This window comes from Paenibacillus sp. FSL H3-0329, assembly GCF_037963285.1.
Taxonomy (GTDB): Bacteria; Bacillota; Bacilli; order Paenibacillales; family Paenibacillaceae; genus Paenibacillus_AQ; species Paenibacillus_AQ odorifer.
This window is the reverse complement of sequence record NZ_CP150150.1, coordinates 1,481,943-1,497,811: the sequence shown is the minus strand read 5'-3', so window position 1 is coordinate 1,497,811 and position 15,869 is coordinate 1,481,943. Positions and strand designations below refer to the sequence as shown.

General features: G+C 48.0%; 12 protein-coding genes. All 12 read right to left on the bottom strand.

What is annotated here, in order from left to right; translation table 11 throughout:
* A complete protein-coding gene (locus NSQ66_RS06610) occupies positions 1-537 on the bottom strand; it encodes a (2Fe-2S)-binding protein (RefSeq protein WP_081382493.1) in 537 nt (178 codons plus the stop codon).
* Positions 524-2,818 carry a xanthine dehydrogenase subunit D gene (pucD, locus tag NSQ66_RS06605; RefSeq protein ID WP_036680028.1) on the bottom strand — a complete coding sequence of 765 codons (2,295 nt, stop codon included), beginning with the start codon at positions 2,816-2,818 and terminating at the stop codon, positions 524-526. The genes NSQ66_RS06610 and pucD overlap by 14 nt, the downstream gene beginning before the upstream one ends.
* Complete coding sequence (locus tag NSQ66_RS06600; RefSeq protein ID WP_076144444.1) at positions 2,805-3,752, bottom strand: FAD binding domain-containing protein; 948 nt, start codon at positions 3,750-3,752, stop codon at positions 2,805-2,807. The genes pucD and NSQ66_RS06600 overlap by 14 nt, the downstream gene beginning before the upstream one ends.
* Before the next feature lie 58 nt (positions 3,753-3,810).
* Positions 3,811-4,740, bottom strand: coding sequence for an ABC transporter permease (locus NSQ66_RS06595; RefSeq protein WP_076144442.1), 930 nt, complete (start codon positions 4,738-4,740; stop codon positions 3,811-3,813).
* A gap of 3 nt (positions 4,741-4,743) precedes the next feature.
* On the bottom strand, positions 4,744-5,886 hold the full coding sequence (locus NSQ66_RS06590) for an ABC transporter permease (protein WP_076179195.1): 1,143 nt from the start codon (positions 5,884-5,886) through the stop codon (positions 4,744-4,746).
* On the bottom strand, positions 5,883-7,415 hold the full coding sequence (locus NSQ66_RS06585; RefSeq protein ID WP_076215016.1) for an ABC transporter ATP-binding protein: 1,533 nt from the start codon (positions 7,413-7,415) through the stop codon (positions 5,883-5,885). The genes NSQ66_RS06590 and NSQ66_RS06585 overlap by 4 nt, the downstream gene beginning before the upstream one ends.
* A gap of 109 nt (positions 7,416-7,524) precedes the next feature.
* A complete protein-coding gene (locus NSQ66_RS06580) occupies positions 7,525-8,685 on the bottom strand; it encodes a BMP family ABC transporter substrate-binding protein (RefSeq protein ID WP_036680038.1) in 1,161 nt (386 codons plus the stop codon).
* Positions 8,686-8,927: 242 nt separating this feature from the next.
* The gene (locus NSQ66_RS06575) at positions 8,928-9,500 is read right to left on the bottom strand and encodes an NTP transferase domain-containing protein (protein WP_162164265.1); all 573 of its coding nucleotides are present in this window, start codon (positions 9,498-9,500) and stop codon (positions 8,928-8,930) included.
* On the bottom strand, positions 9,442-10,566 hold the full coding sequence (locus NSQ66_RS06570; protein WP_051491103.1) for an XdhC family protein: 1,125 nt from the start codon (positions 10,564-10,566) through the stop codon (positions 9,442-9,444). Before NSQ66_RS06570 ends, NSQ66_RS06575 begins: the two co-directional genes overlap by 59 nt.
* A gap of 102 nt (positions 10,567-10,668) precedes the next feature.
* Complete coding sequence (locus tag NSQ66_RS06565; RefSeq protein WP_036680042.1) at positions 10,669-12,243, bottom strand: PucR family transcriptional regulator; 1,575 nt, start codon at positions 12,241-12,243, stop codon at positions 10,669-10,671.
* A gap of 945 nt (positions 12,244-13,188) precedes the next feature.
* The gene (locus NSQ66_RS06560) at positions 13,189-13,461 is read right to left on the bottom strand and encodes a hypothetical protein (protein ID WP_076141109.1); all 273 of its coding nucleotides are present in this window, start codon (positions 13,459-13,461) and stop codon (positions 13,189-13,191) included.
* Between the two features lie 714 nt (positions 13,462-14,175).
* The gene (locus tag NSQ66_RS06555; protein ID WP_256721506.1) at positions 14,176-15,612 is read right to left on the bottom strand and encodes an amidase family protein; all 1,437 of its coding nucleotides are present in this window, start codon (positions 15,610-15,612) and stop codon (positions 14,176-14,178) included.
* Positions 15,613-15,869: the final 257 nt, after the last annotated feature.

The window sequence follows — 15,869 nt, the reverse complement described above, 5'->3', positions numbered from 1 at the left end:
TCAACCTCCAATAGCTTTGTTAACAGCTCGTAAAATGCCACCGTACCCCGTACAGCGACAAATGTTACCCGATAAAGCTTCTTCCACTTCAGCCGGAGTAGGATGCGGGTTCTCTTCCAGCAGAGCAACCACCGAGATAACCATCCCTGGTGTACAATAACCGCATTGGAACCCCCCCTCTTCTAAAAAAGCCCGCTGAACGGGATGCAGGCCTACTTCACTAAGACCCTCAATTGTTGTAATTTCCGCACCTGAGCATTGATAGGCCATAACCAGACATGAATTCACTGGACGTCCATCCACCAGCACCATACATGCCCCGCAGCGGCCAATCTCACAAGAACGTTTTGTGCCGGTCAGCTCCAAATCTTCACGTATGACATTTAAAAGCCGACGGGAGGGTGGAATCTCCATGGATATCGCTTTCCCATTAAGATTGCAATTAAAGGTGAACCTCTCTTCTGTGAAGGCTTCCTCAGACGAAGCTGGGATTGGGTTCTCTTCATCTAGATTGTGATCTGAATTATGACTCGGCATGGATGTTCACCACCTTTTGTGGAATAAACGGTGTAGACTGCAGCCATTCGGGATCAATGGGCAGCTTGGTTACACGCTTCCCTACAGCCTGAAATATGGCTGACACGACTGCCGGAGCTAAATTGACGGAACCCACCTCTCCAATGCCGCGAGGACCGTACGTGTCATGATCCGGCAAATCCTCTATCGGCTGCACCTGAATGCTGCCATTCATGTCGGCAATGGTCGGCACCAAATAGGTGTCTAAATTTTTGGTGACATAGCTGCCGCCTGACATCACAGCATCCTCTGACAAAGTGAAGCCTACCGCCATACTGCTGCCACCTTCGATCTGCCCGAGATAACCTTGCGGATTAGCCACCGGTCCCGCCGCTACCGCATGATATTGGTCCAGTACACGGACACGTCCAGTAAGCAGATTAACTTCCACGCGGACTGCGATTGCAGAATAGGTGTATAGGAAATGTGCCCCCACTCTTTTAAAGGGTGTGGTTGGATAAGTAAACTTTGTATTACAGACAATGGGTTCTGAAATACGCTGTGCCAAGTCCTTGTAAGTCAGAAGTAGACCGCCGTCTTTTAGCCAAATGCCGCCAGGGCCGAGCTTCATTTCATAGTTATCCAGCTCTGGCTTTATCATCGCAGCTGCCTGCAGCACTCGAGCGGTGAAGTCTGGACGCAGCCGTTTCAAGGCCATCCACATCATGCTGGTTGATCGGGAAGCCGTACTAGATCCGCTATCAGGCACAACATCCGTATCGCCAATGACGATGCTTAGATCCTCTGCCGCCAAGCCAAACTGTTCAATCAGCATTTGTTCCATTGTTGCGATTAACCCCTGACCAAACTCCTCGTAACCAAACACCGCCTCAATCTTGCCCTCTAGCGTCAAAGAGAGCCTGCCACCCGCCGGATCGGGAATACCATAACCAAGTCCTGCACCATGCATAGCTATAGCAGCACCCGTTCCAGTTACGATCCAAGGTTCCACAACACCTGAATCACTGTCTGTAGATGCGGCCTCAGTCATAAGAGGCGAACCCGCCAGCGCTTCCCACACCTGAAAGGCACCATCGGTCTGAGCAATTTCCTGACCCAGTGGCCCCAGATCTCCATATTTACGCAAATTGCGGCGGCGTATTTCCCACGGATCGATCTGCAATCGCTCAGCCAACCGATCGATTTGTCCCTCCAAAGCGAAAATCGCCTGATTGCCGCCAAACCCGCGAAATTCACCAGATACACCGTTATTGGTATATACAGCAAAACCCTTCACATCCACATGATCGATGATATAGGGGCCCATCACATGTTCTGTCGCAAAGTTGAGCACCTCCGCCCCCAGTGTTGCGTAAGCTCCCGTATCCGAAATAATTCTGACCTGATGTGCCCTGATGATTCCTTCGGGGTCGCAGCCAGTCTTCATGGTGATTTTCATGGGATGGCGTTTTAGTCCTGCACGTACCGATTCAGCTCTCGAATTATGCAGTCTTACCGGACGGAGTGTCCGCAAGGCGAGCAGCGCTCCATACGGCTGTACATTCAGCTCGTCTTTTCCTCCAAAGGACCCGCCGATAGGACTCGAGATGACGCGAATATCTTCTTGAGGAATAGCCAGAATTCTGGATAGCTGCAGGCGATCCATCAACCCATGTTGTGTAGCTGAATATACGGTAAGCCGTCCGTTATCCTCTGGGATAAACAGTCCACCTTCAGTCTCCATATAGGTGTGCATTTGGCGTGGTGTATAGTAAGTCTCCTCTACCACATGACAGCAATCCGTAAATACCGTTTCCGGCTCCCCTTTCCGATATTCCGTATGATGAAGCACGTTTCCCTCGGCATGCAGCAAAATTGCGTCCTTTTTCATCGCCTCTTCCGGATTCTCCAGCAAGGGTAGAAGCTCATAATCCACTTCGATAAGAGATAAGGCGTATTCCGCAATTTCGTCCGTCTCAGCCGCAACTGCCGCAATCGCATCGCCAGTGTAACGCACACGGTCACTGCAAAATACCGGTTGATGCGGCAAAGCTATGCCAAAGCCGTTAAGTCCGGGCACATCCTCATGAGTGATTACAGCGTGTATACCAGGGACTTCAACGGCCTTCTCAATGCGTATGGACAAAATACGAGCATGTGCCTGCTCACTGCGGAGCACGCGGCCGATCAACATTCCTTCTGCCCTCATGTCGGTCAAATACTGCAGCTTACCGGATACCTTGCCCTCTCCATCAGGTCGTGTACGCCAGCGGCTACCGCTGGATTCCTTATTCAGCAGCATTTTCCCTCTCTCCTTTCGTCGGGTTATTCACCTCTAAACTCCGTATATTCATAGCCTTCCACAGCTCAGATACAACCAAATTCCCAGCAGTCTTTTTCTTGTAAAGTTCTGTTGCAAAGGAATCACTATACGTCTCAAAGCTGTTCTCAACCCCTTCATATAAAGAAGCCAACAGCTCATCTGTATACCTCACACCTTCAAGCATAACTTCAGCCCTACTTAGTCGCTGTGGCCGCCCAGAGCCCCCACCTGCGGCGATACGCACCTCACGGAAACGGTGTTCCTCATCGATTGATGCTGAGATTGCTACCGTTACAAGTGAAGGGGTGAACGCTTCCCTGCGGCCAACCTTACGAAAAATTTCTAGCCTATCCGTTAACGGACTCTCTAAGCGAGTAGGTGAGATGCGAATCTCAGCCACAAGATCCGCCGCAGGTTTTATCCCGCTCCAGTGATTGTTTAGCCACTCTATCAAAGGTAGTGCCGTCATAAATTTGCCGTCAAAGGAGATTAACTCCGCGTCATAGACCAGTAACGCAGGTAGAATATCTCCGAAGCCAGAAGCGATATTGCCCCCGAGCGTGGCAAGATTACGCACCGACGGAGCCGCTATGCAACGTGCAGCCTCTTGCAGCGCAGGAGCTACGGCCTGCAAATGCTCATTACTGCGGCACTGGGAGAGTGGAACAAGAGCGCCCAGAGATAAGTGAAATTCCGTTAAGGTAATGTCGCCGAGATTTGTAATTTGCCGAAGATCAATCAGCTGTTTGGGCATATGAGTCGTTCCATTTTCCCACCCTGTTCTCAGCAGTGTTCCCCCTGCAACATATCGGGCACTGTCTCCAAACGCCGTTTTTCTCTCCCAAGCTTCGTGCAGGCTGCGGGGTTGAATTACTTCAGGTAGCCTTCCTTCCTCTTCCCGTATAGCTCCCATACACTCCGCCTCCCTTTTTGAGTACCAGATTGCCGCTTCCCTTCTCGTATAGCCTGCCTTAAAACCTTTGTTCCCGAATATAAGGAACTCCGAGCGCCTCCGGTGTGCCGGATGGTTTGTTGCGATTGCGGTACCCCAGGTACATCAGGACCAGAATGGTCACAAGGTACGGAATCATTTTGAGAAAATAGGGCGGAACTGCACTGCCCAGCAATTGAATACGGAAGCCAAGTGAATCCAATGCCCCAAAAAAGTAGGCGCAGAACAAGGCACGCAGCGGATTCCATCTGGCGAAAATCACCAGCCCTACCGCAATCCAGCCCCGGCCGGCTGTCAGCCCTTCATTCCAGGTTGGCGCGTAGGCCAATACCATATCCGCTCCGGCCAGGCCGATGAGAGCAGCACCGGTGATCACATAGCTGTAGCGGATAAGCTGTACACGGATCCCCATCACATCTGCGGTAGCCGGACTGTCTCCGACTGCCCGCAAATGCAGGCCCCATGAAGTGCGGTGAATTAGCAGATGCAGAGCAAGCACTAGCAGCAGGCTAAACCAGGTTAGGTAGTCCATGTTGCCGAATATTTTTCCGATGAACGGTACATTTTCCAGCCAAGCCAGATGCAGCTTAGGGGAGGTTCCCGGCAAAGGAATGCCGCTGATCGGTTTACCAAGATAAGCGCTCAACCCACTGCCAAACAGGGTCATCGCAAGACCGGACATCGTATGATTCGCCCGCAAGGTCACACAGAGAAAAGAATGCAGCAAACCAAGTACAGCCGTTATAGCTACGGTAGCCAACAGAGCCAGCAGCAGGTTTCCGGAGCGAATATACACGATACAAGTGATGACCGCTCCCATCAGCATCAGACCTTCAGCCCCAAGCTGTATAATGCCGGCTCGTTCATTTAGAATGCCTCCCAGCGTAGCCAGCAGCAGCGGGGTCCCTGCGGAAATAGCGGCAATAAGTAGCTGTGTTGTAAAATCCATTGCCTATCTCCCCCCTTTCAGCTGAACCCGGCTACGGCGAATGCGGAAACGATAGATCATATCGCCAGCAATCAAGAAAAACAGGATGGAGCCCTGCAGCATTTCTGATATCGATGAGGGCAGCCCGATGGTTTGAACACTATATCCGCCAACAATTAAGCCACCGAATAAAATAGAAGTAACGATTAGACCGAGTGGATTCAATTTGGCCAGCCAAGCCACAATAATGGCGGTGTATCCATACCCCGGTGAAATGCCCTGCATCAGCTTGTGTGTAACACCGGAGACCTCCGCCATGCCAGCGATCCCGGCAAGCCCCCCACTGATCAGCATGACGATAATAATATGGCGCTTGATAGGAACCCCCGCGTATCTGGCTGCAACAGGATTGGCCCCAATCAGCCGGAGCTCGTAACCCCACTTGGTAAAACGAATCATTAAGTAATAAATCACAACGGCGATAAGTCCAAATAACAATCCAATATGCAATCTTGTACTTCCGAGAACAGGCAGCGATTGAGCCGCAGTAAACATAGGTGATCCCGGGAAATTAAATCCTTTAGGATCTTTCCAAGGTCCGAATACCACGTAATCGAGCGCCAATAGGGCAACATAATTCAGCATTAATGAAGTGATTAGCTCATTCACTCCAAAATGTGTCCGCGGAATAGCAGTCAGCAATCCCCAAAGCGCACCCGCGGCAATCCCGAACAGCAGCATTAAGCTCAGGGACCAGAATGAAGGTAAGTCAGGAAAATAAATCGTGACCGCTGTGGCCGCCATAGCCCCAACAGTTAACTGGCCTTCTGCTCCAATATTCCATACCGAAATGCGGTAAGCCACAGCAATCCCAAGCCCACATAGAAGAAGCGGGATCGCTTTAACCATCGTTTCCGTGAGCCCATACGCAGTGCCAAATGCGCCACGGAACATTTTTTCATAGACCAGCACCGGATTCATGCCATTCGCCGCAATAAATAGGGCACACAACAATAGCGCTAAAATTATAGATACAATAGGTGTCCACCAAGGAGAACGGATGCGGCTGGCATCGTATTCGAAACGTAGAGAGAATCGTTTTCCGGAGTGGGAGGGGAGGGGTTCCAGTACAGCTGCTGCGGTATTTCTTCCATTCTCCAGACTCATACGGCGCTCTCCTCTCTATTATGAATACCAGCCATTAGTAGTCCGATGCTCTCTCGATTCGCTTCCTCATGTGTACTCTCACCAATAATTGAGCCGTTATAGATCACTAGAATCCGGTCGGACAACTGAAGCAATTCATCTAAATCCTCCGAAATTAACAACACGCCACTACCTGAACCACGCAGCTCCATAAGAAGGTCGTGAACACCAGCCGTGGCACCTACATCCAGCCCTTGTGTCGGATGAACGGCGACCATCAGCTTCGGCCGATGACTGATCTCACGTGCAAAGAGCAGCTTCTGCTGATTACCACCTGACAACTGTTGTACTGGCGTCTCCAGCTCAGGTGTTTTGACATTAAAGCGCTGGACCAGCTCCTGTGACCACAAACGGTTCTTCGCGGACTTCAAGAAACCAAATTTGGAGTGCTCCTCTGAGCGGTAAGACTTAAACAAAAGATTATCCACCGATCCGAGGCGTCCAGCTAAACCGCTCTTCATCCGGTTCTCCGGCACGTGGGAGATTCCTGAATCAATCGCCCCTCTAACCGAAGCGGATTTCACCGTCTTTCCATCAAACGTGATTTCACCACTTTTCCAGCCTCTAAGACCTGTTAACACTTCAGCCAGTTCCTTTTGCCCATTGCCAGCTACCCCAGCTACGCCTACAATCTCTCCTTTACATACGTTCAAAGAGAAGTGATCCAGTGCTTTTCGCCCGTGATCGGCATATACGTCCACATCTTTCACTTCTAATAAAGAATCTCCTTCAGTGGCTTCCCGTTCTTGACGGGTGATGGTTACTTCCTTGCCCACCATCAGACGAGCCAGCTCCAGTTCATCTGTATCTGCCGTGGTCAGTGTGGTGATCATTTTCCCTTTGCGCATGACGGAAATCCGATCGGAGGACGCCATAACCTCTTTCATTTTATGAGTAGTCATAATGACCGTCTTTCCTGCTTGCTTCATGACCCGAAGCGTTTCAAATAGCTGTTCTACCTCTCCCGGGGTCAGTACAGAGGTTGGTTCATCCAGAATAATAATGTCAGCCCCGCGATACAACGTCTTAACGATTTCAACACGCTGCTGCTCACCCACGGACAACTGCCAGATCGGGCGATCCACCGGGAAATTCAGTCCAAACCGTTCCGCTAATGCCTCGATCTCCTTGTGTTTGTTCTTCATCCACTTACGGCCGCGCCAGAAAGACGACTTTTCGCCAAGCACGATATTTTCTGCTGCTGTGAGGCTTTGCACCAGCCTAAAGTTCTGAAACACCATACCTACACCCAGCTGCGCAGCATCTTTAGGAGAACGGATCTGAGCACCTTTCCCATGAATGAAGATTTCTCCTTCGTCTGCTCTATACACCCCTGACAGCATGCTCATCACCGTGCTCTTCCCGGCCCCATTCTCCCCAAGCAACGCATGAATCTCACCCGCATTTGCCGAAAAGTCGACTTGATCACTGGCGGTTACCGAGCCGAATTTTTTCACAATCCCCCGCATTTCAACTGAAGTTCCCCGCATGGCCTGAACCCCTCCTTCCTTCAAGTTGTAGTACGGGTGGGGAAGTTTCCGCTTAACGGAACCCGCCCCACCCATAGATTGTGCACATCTTATTCCCTATTTTTAAACATTATTGCGGGATAGTTCCTTCCACACCCTTTACGAGCCAGTTCATGCCCAGCACTTCCTCCAAGGTCAGCTTCTGACCCTCCTGAACCTTCACATTCCCTTGATTATCTGAGATCGGACCTGTGAAAACCTCCAGCTCACCACTGATAATTTTGGCTTTGGCGTCTTCGACAAGCTTTTTCACATCATCTGGGATCTTGTTCCCGAAAGGAGCCAGCTCCACCATACCGTCAGCCATATCACCGGAATACTGCTCGCTCTTCCAGGTTCCATCCATAACTGCCTGCACAGCTTTTACGTAATACGGCCCCCAATTCCATACCGGGTTCGTCAAATAATTGTCCGGAGCGTATTTGCTCATATCCGAGTCATTCCCCCCGGCAAAAGCCCCTCGTTCAGCAGCAGCCTGCAGTGTTGCAGGTGAATCCTGATAGGCCAAAAGCACATCCGCACCCTTATCCAGCAAGCTGATTGCCGCTTGACGTTCAGTCGTCGGGTCATACCATGTATTCGTCCATACCACATTCACCTTTACATCAGGATTGACACTTTGTGCTCCAAGGGTAAAAGCATTCAAGTTATAAATCACTTCGCTGATCGGAAAAGCGCCCACATAACCCAACTGATTGTTTTTGGTCATTTTTCCTGCCGCTATGCCGCTCAGATAGCTGGCCTGATAGTTTTTCCCGAAGTAGGTTCCCATGTTCTCTGCGGTTTTGTAACCCGAAGCATGCAGGAACTTCACGTTGGGGAATTTGCCCGCTACATTTAATGTAAAATCCATATATCCGAAGCTCGTTGTAAACACGATGTCGTGTGATTGTGCAAGCTCGGTGATGATTCGTTCGGCGTCAGCACTTTCAGGGACATTTTCTACAAAGTCAGCTTTAATCCCCAGCTCCTTCTCCATATACAGCCGTCCTTGATCATGTTGGTACGTGTAGCCGCCATCCCCTGGAGGTCCGATATAAACAAAAGCAACCGTCGGTTTCTTTGCAGCCGGTTCTGTTGTTGCAGTTGCCTCTGTTGCCGCTGTAGTTGTCGCTGGTGCCTCCGTTGCATTTGTAGAAGTATTATTATTGCTGCCACACCCCACCAAAGCCACCGTCATTAGAACCATTAATGCAAGACAAGATGTTATGAACTGACCCCTTTTTTTCATAATTCTCCTCCTCCAAATCATCTCTCATCATGGCTGCAACCATTAATGTACTTCTACTATACTTAGAGGTGGCCTTGGCGTAAATTTATATAACATACGTTTGTATATGAATATAAGAATCAGAACTTTTTTTGTGTGTAATGCACTAATTGGTTTTGGTATGGTGAGTTTCGTGTCATATTATATGACCAAAGGTGGAAAAGGAACACTGTTTCAGATTACTTTTCAGACTATTCTTTACTTCACTTTCCATTTCTCAGAATCCATTGCTCCTGGATCTCACCAAAATCCTCTTTTGTATCTGCGTCCATGAAATAATGGGCAGACTCAGATTCCAGAACAATCCCCTTATAATCAGGTGAACGCAATATCCCCGCCGCTCCTCGATCTCCATCTAATCCCTGTAGTGCTGGAAACAACGTCTTCGAGAACAAAGCCGGGGGCATAGCCGACCCATTGCTGACGCTAGCGACATAGTCCATCTCCGGAGATTGTTCAAACGTTTGTATTAGACGGTTCACTAATGCTGTAGTAATAAATGGCTGATCCGCAAGCGCCACAACTACTGCATCGGGCTGTAAAGGTAATACCGCATTAAGGCCACAGCGCAGTGAAAAAGACAATCCTAGATGTGCGGTCAAGCAAGTTTCGGTACGTCTGGATGCTTGCGGTTCAATCGCGGGTGGCAGCCATTCCAAGTTGTCATCCGCACGCACTACCACGATTAGCGGTTCTAGATTGCAACGATCCAATTCACTAAGCGCGACGCTCCCGAGTGAGACCTCCTGCGACAATTTCAGTGAAACCTTGGACACGCCCATCCGCCTGCTCTGCCCCGCTGCCAAATATATTCCTGCTACTTTCAATACTATCCGCTCCTTTGGGCAGCTCTCGTGAGCCCACCCTTCTAATTTGAATAATTTCCGCTATAATACTGACCGCAATCTCCTCCGGACCTTCTCCTCCAATCGGCAACCCTACAGGTGCATGCAAAGATGCAGGAGCCTCAAGCCCTTCCAGTAAAAGAGATATCCGCGCCTTCGAACCGATAATCCCTATATATAGAGGAGCAAGCGGAATCACACTCTCCAGGAACTGTCTATCCCGCCCAAGTTGATGACTGCAAATCAATACATAATCCTCCCGAGCTACGCCCAATCGCTGAACAACCTCCATAGGGGAACAAATTACTTGTTCAGCTCGAGGAAACTTATTGTGTAAGCTTCCTTCACGCCAATCCGCAACCGCTACCCGAAAGCCAACTCTGTCAGCAAGTTCCGCAATAGGAACCACATCACGTCCCCCGCCAAAAATCACAAGCCGCGGTTTGGGCACGAAAGACGTATGGAATGCTGTCAATTCTGCTGGAGCGGCCATAAAGCGACCTGCCGCCAGGCTTTCTTTTGCCGAGTGGGATAATTTCGGATGTTTCTTGCTCTGCGGCAGTACAATGTCTGGATCCAGCTCCAGCTTATAGATAAAACCTTTCTCCACTGCTTCGCGGAACAAAATTAGCTTCTCTCCCCTAGCCAATCTGTCACTCGCCTGCACTAAAAGCTTGTAGAGCTGACCCTGCACGGGTTCTAGCACTACTTTGATTTTGCCTCCACAGCCGATAACCTCACCCCAGGACAGATCTTCCGGAGACAGCATGTTGTATTCCACAATTTCGGGCAGCCCTCGTTCCCAGATCTCAGAAGTTCGCAGCTGCAGATCGTTTTCCAGACAACCTGGACTCAGGCTCCCAATCGTACCTCCTTCAAAAAACAACATCACCGCTCCGGCTTTGCGATACGAGTGTCCCTCCACCTCTATCAGCGTTGCCAGCACCGCAGGCGCCTGATGGGTTTGAATATGCATTGCGATCTCATGTGTATTCACGAGGTTCCCCTCCTCCATGTTTGCATTTCAACCCAGATCTTAGAACTTAGAACTTAGACCTTAGACCTTAGAACTTAGAACTTAGAACTTAGACCTTAGACCTTAGTCCCTTCCGAGCATCCTCCGAAACATGAATACTAACTTCAACCTCATTAGATCATTTATTTTTTTAAAATCGACGTCCAGCAGCTCACTAAGCTTCTCGATCCGGTAGGTAGCCGTGTTTCGATGAATAAACAGTTTCTTAGCCGTCTCATTAACATGACCATCGTTCTCTAGATAAACTTCCAGCGTCCGCAGCATCTCCCTGACATACTCCGGTTCTCGGTTAAGCAACCCTCTAAGACTTCCATTACAATATTTCTCCATAACCTCTGCCGGAATTTGCCCGAGTAGCAGGTTAAGCTCAAGCTGCCGGTAATGCACAACATTCCCTTTTACTCCCCCGCCCTGAAGCATTCCCATACAATCCTTTACCTCCGCAAAAGCCTCCTTCAGCCCCTCCGGCTTCGCTTTACAACTGCTTATCGCAGCTCGCGGATAATATCCCTTATCAAACTTCATGTTGTTAAAACAAACCTGGATTATATCCCGGAATTGTTCAGGACGCTGACGATCTCCCGGATATATAGACAAAAGTCCTTGATCTATGATCACATGAATTCCCTTTACTTCCCGTAGCCCAGGATGTTCAAGATATTCTTCTTTTAGTCTGAGCAGCTCACCTTGGCGTTCTTCCCCAGTCGCAGCTGTATCGGTCAATAAGAGAAAAAATGGTGATTGAAGCAGCTCAATCTCCAAGTCGAGAGCAGCCTGCGCCAAATCTGTGTAAGATAAATTACCGCTCAAACAACGTCTCAGCAATCCGCTAAACTCCCTGTGTTCTGCCTGTTCAAAATAATCTTCGTATCCTGAATGAATATGATATGAAATAAGTTCAGCTCCCTGAACGAACAAACTTTCTTCCATTGGGAGCAATAAAGGGTCGATGGCACAAAACAATAGATATCCGGAGCACTTCTCTCCTTGCAAAAGTGGTGTACGGTAGCCCACATGATCTCCAACACGAAAGCGCTGATTCCGTTTCTGCCACGGCCACCCCTCCAGCAGCTGTGAAGGATAGTATTCAGAGTTGTTGTAGATCACATCCCCCCGTGCGCTAACCACCACAAGTGAATGGCCAATCACTTCAGACACCGAATCAAACAACGGACGGCTGCGGACAGATCTTAGGGCGAATTGCATCAGCTTTTTCTGCTTCTCCATAATGTTCTGCAGAACGTGAGTGCTGCGGCTAAGCTCGGCGCGAAACAGACCATTCATCTGATCCGAAAAAGTAAACTCGAACGGTAGCTGGATTAGTGGGAAGTTAAGACTCTCCGCTTCTGCAACCAGTTGCTCTGGTACTTCATCCCAAAACCGCCCCAGCTTAATGCCCAAGGCCGAAGATCCCCGGCGATTCAAAGTCTGCAGCAAGGCAGAGGCTTCCTCCATATTGTCCTTTATCAAATAGGCTGTCGTCAGCAGCATCTCGCCTTCTTTGATCCAATCCGAGATATCGGGGGCGTCCATCACATTAATTGACTTCACAATTCGATGTTTCCCTTTAGACCCAGCGATAAGCTTCGCCTCGGACAAAGGATAAATGGACAACGCTTCTTCAACCGTAAGATGCATGCCACCCCTCCTTATTAGGATCAATAGAACCATTTCTGATTTATAATGTTATTTTATGTAACATTATAATTAAAATGAACCGTGTTGAATAGAGGGAAGTTAAATTTTCATGATTTATATGTTAATAAACTTAACACAAAATGAACATGGATCATGAATTATGAATTATTAATTATTAATTATTAATTATTAATTATTAATTATTAATTATTAATTATTAATTATTAATTATTAATTATGAATGATGAATGATGAATGATGAATTATGAATTATGAATTATTAATTATTAATTATTAATTATTGAAATTTAGCTCATATCGTTCATGTGAACTGTATAAGGGGATTGGAAAATAGTAGGTGGAGTTGAGGGAGGGCTTTCGAGTAAAAACAAGTTTTTACGGGTTCACGCGGGAATCTGAATAGGGAGTCGGAATAGGTGGCAGGGTATTCTCACGCTATTCGAATTGGCCATCGGATCGAAGTCGCAGGCACACCAGCGCTGCAAGACGGGGAATTGAGCGGTGTATGAGATCCGTACGAGCAGAGATAATACCACCCCACTATAGCTGTGGCGGAGGTACAAGCTATTATAGATCCACTGCTGCCGGTAGAGGTGAAAGGCACTTTTGCCCTTCTTTTTGGCTGTTTGGCCGGAATTGCCGGGATGAAGGGCCTTTTTGCCCTTCTTTTTGACTACATAGGCGTCTTCGCCACATTCTGCGGGATTTATACTGTTGTTTTTAGTTACTTATGCTACTTTCCTGGGTTCTACGGGATTTATACCGTTCTTTTCAGCTACTTGAGCCATTTCCCCGGATTCTGCGGGATTTATACCGTTCTTTTTAGTTACTTATGCCACTTTCCCAGATTCTGCGGGATTTATACCGTTCTTTTTAGCTACTTGGGCCACTTTCCCAGATTCTGCGGGATTTATACCGTTCTTTTTAGCTACTTGGGCCACTTTCCCAGATTTCTACGGGATTTATACTGTTCTTTTTAGCTACTTGGGCCACTTTCCCAGATTCTGCGGGATTTATACCGTTCTTTTTAGTTACTTGAGCCATTTCCCCAGATTCTGCGGGATTTATACTGTACTTTTTAGTTACTTGAGCCATTTCCCCAGATTCTGCGGGATTTATACCGTTCTTTTTAGCTACTTGTGCCACTTTCCTGGATTTTGCGGGATTTATACCGTTCTTTTTAGCTACTTGTGCCACTTTTCTGGATTTTGCGGGAGTTATATCGTTCTTTTTAGTTACTTAAGCACTTCCCACGATTTCTGCGGGATTTATACCGTTCTTTTTAGCTACTTGTGCCATTTCCCGGTTTCTGCGGGATTTATACCGTTCTTTTTAGCTACTTGTTCCACTTTCCTGGATTTTGCGGGATTTATACCGTTCTTTTTAGTTACTTAAGCACTTCCCCCGATTTCTGCGGGAGTTATACCGTTCTTTTCTCTCCAGCGACGTATTCACTTAATTCAACTGGTCTTACACAACACAATCGAGCGCTGAATTTATCTTTTTCACTCTACCACTCCAATATTGAGCCAACTTAAGCTACCTTAGTTTTTAAAGCAACTCCACTGGGCTCCCCGGTGTAAATAAAACTAAGAGTAGGAGGGAATGACATGTGTATTTCGTTAATTTGTGAATCAATAAGTGAGTGTGGCGTTAGAGTGTATTGCTAGAATGTAATCCTAGAGTGTAATCCTATAGTGTATTCCCAGAGTGTATTTCTAGAGTGTAATCCTAAAGCGTCTTCCTAGAATGTATTTCTAGAGTGTATTCCAAGAGAGTAATGGAGGAGTATCGGTTAACAGTAACTAGAAAAGTAACTAGAAATGTAACTAGAAAAGTGTCAAGATATGTTGTTCGTAGCTACGGTCTGTTTAGTATCGCTGCTTTTTCAAGACCACTGCACTCAGCCTCTCAAGACTGCTGCCACACTTCATTCACCCAAGAGAGTAACCGGAGATCCTGACCATGTCCGGCAATAACGGATAATCCTAGTGGCAATCCACTTGTGGAGAGCATAGGTAATGTTACCTGAGGCAAACCCGCCAACCCAGCTATGCAACTCAACATCATCGCACCACTACGATTCACCTCCAATTGGCGCAAATCCCCTCCACGCAGCGGCGCTGGTCCCGGAACTGTCGGAATCACAAGACAATTGTCCTCTCCTAGCAGCAGGCGCAAATGATTAGAAATCTCTTTTTGCTTACATTGTGCAACGCTATGATCCTCTTCCGCCAAACTGGCAGCCCACGAGAATCGCGCTGCAATATCAGGCCCAAAGACTGGTTTCTCGTTCTCAATCCAAACGCCATGAGTTTCCCAAATTTCATTCCCCTGCAATTCTCTAAAAACATCCATCCAGACCTTTAACCCCTCCAAAGCAATCTCTATCTCCATGAGATGATCTGCCCCGGATCGCAAACACCTTAATCCCTCCGATAAAATAGCTGCATTCTCCAGATTAACCAAAGCCCAGCAGTCAGTAGCAACAAATAAAGTACCCATTTTATTTTTGTCTTCCATATTCTTTTTTACCTTGTTTTCCGGGCCAATCTCTAAAATTTTCTCCGTACTCTTCTCAGTACTCTTCTCAATACGTTTCTCCAAAATCGTTTCTAAACTTTCCTTCTGGCTCTTTTCTAAATTATTTTTATCAGTCTTCACCATGTCTCCCTCTAAGTTGTTCTCTAAATTTTCCAATACATTCTTCTCTATGCTCTTCCCTACAGTTTCTTCTAGACTACTTCCTATTTTCTTCGACGTCTTTACAGATGTACTCCCAGCCACAAGTAACACTTCCCCTACCTTCTGGAGCACATCCAAGCGATCCGACACCCAGCCAACTGTATCAAAAGCCGGAGATAATGGAATAACACCTTGAAAATCCACAGCTCCATGCGTTGGCCGGAAGCCATATACTCCGCAATAAGAGGAAGGTACTCGAATTGAGCCACCGGTATCTGTTCCGAGCGCAAAATCAACACTACCAGAAGCTACCGCTACTGCCGAACCACTTGAAGATCCGCCTGGGATACGACCTACAGCACGCGGATTAATCGGCGTTCCATAATGATGGTTCTCGCCGCCCAGACTGTACATCAGCTCATCCGTATGGGCAGCACCACGAAGTGTAGCACCCGACAACAGTAAACGATGTACAGCCACCGCATGCTCCGTGGACGGATGATGGCTACGCAGCCAATCAGGATTACCTGCAGAAGAGCTGTGTCCAGCTACAGCAAATACATCTTTTACTGCAAAGGTCAGTCCATCCAATATCCCGCTTCCTAAACTCTCAACCGTAAGCTCAGGATCTATAAACGCACCATACCGATTATCCAAAACCATAATTCCCCCTCCTCCCTAGACCATTACTTTTACCCTTCCATCAGCCTTTCGGATCCCACGCTTCTCCTACGATTCCTCCAGCGTTCCTTCCAATTCCTCATCTTTCCTCCTACGACCCATCAGCAGCTTTTCCATCCATCATTCCACCTACGATTCTTCCATCAGCCTTTCGGATCCCACACCATCCCGCCTTCGATTCCTCCAGCAGTCCTTCCAATTCTCCATCTTTCCTCCTACGACCCCATCAGCAGCTTTTC

What these genes read in the sequence shown, in the direction of transcription:
- pucD (WP_036680028.1), bottom strand. Translation starts at nt 2,818, where the DNA reads ATGCTGCTGAATAAGGAATCCAGCGGTAGCCGCTGGCGTACACGACCT.
- NSQ66_RS06610 (WP_081382493.1), bottom strand. Translation starts at nt 537, where the DNA reads ATGCCGAGTCATAATTCAGATCACAATCTAGATGAAGAGAACCCAATC.
- NSQ66_RS06580 (WP_036680038.1), bottom strand. Translation starts at nt 8,685, where the DNA reads ATGAAAAAAAGGGGTCAGTTCATAACATCTTGTCTTGCATTAATGGTT.
- NSQ66_RS06590 (WP_076179195.1), bottom strand. Translation starts at nt 5,886, where the DNA reads ATGAGTCTGGAGAATGGAAGAAATACCGCAGCAGCTGTACTGGAACCC.
- NSQ66_RS06595 (WP_076144442.1), bottom strand. Translation starts at nt 4,740, where the DNA reads ATGGATTTTACAACACAGCTACTTATTGCCGCTATTTCCGCAGGGACC.
- NSQ66_RS06585 (WP_076215016.1), bottom strand. Translation starts at nt 7,415, where the DNA reads ATGCGGGGAACTTCAGTTGAAATGCGGGGGATTGTGAAAAAATTCGGC.
- NSQ66_RS06600 (WP_076144444.1), bottom strand. Translation starts at nt 3,752, where the DNA reads ATGGGAGCTATACGGGAAGAGGAAGGAAGGCTACCTGAAGTAATTCAA.
- NSQ66_RS06555 (WP_256721506.1), bottom strand. Translation starts at nt 15,612, where the DNA reads ATGGTTTTGGATAATCGGTATGGTGCGTTTATAGATCCTGAGCTTACG.
- NSQ66_RS06565 (WP_036680042.1), bottom strand. Translation starts at nt 12,243, where the DNA reads ATGCATCTTACGGTTGAAGAAGCGTTGTCCATTTATCCTTTGTCCGAG.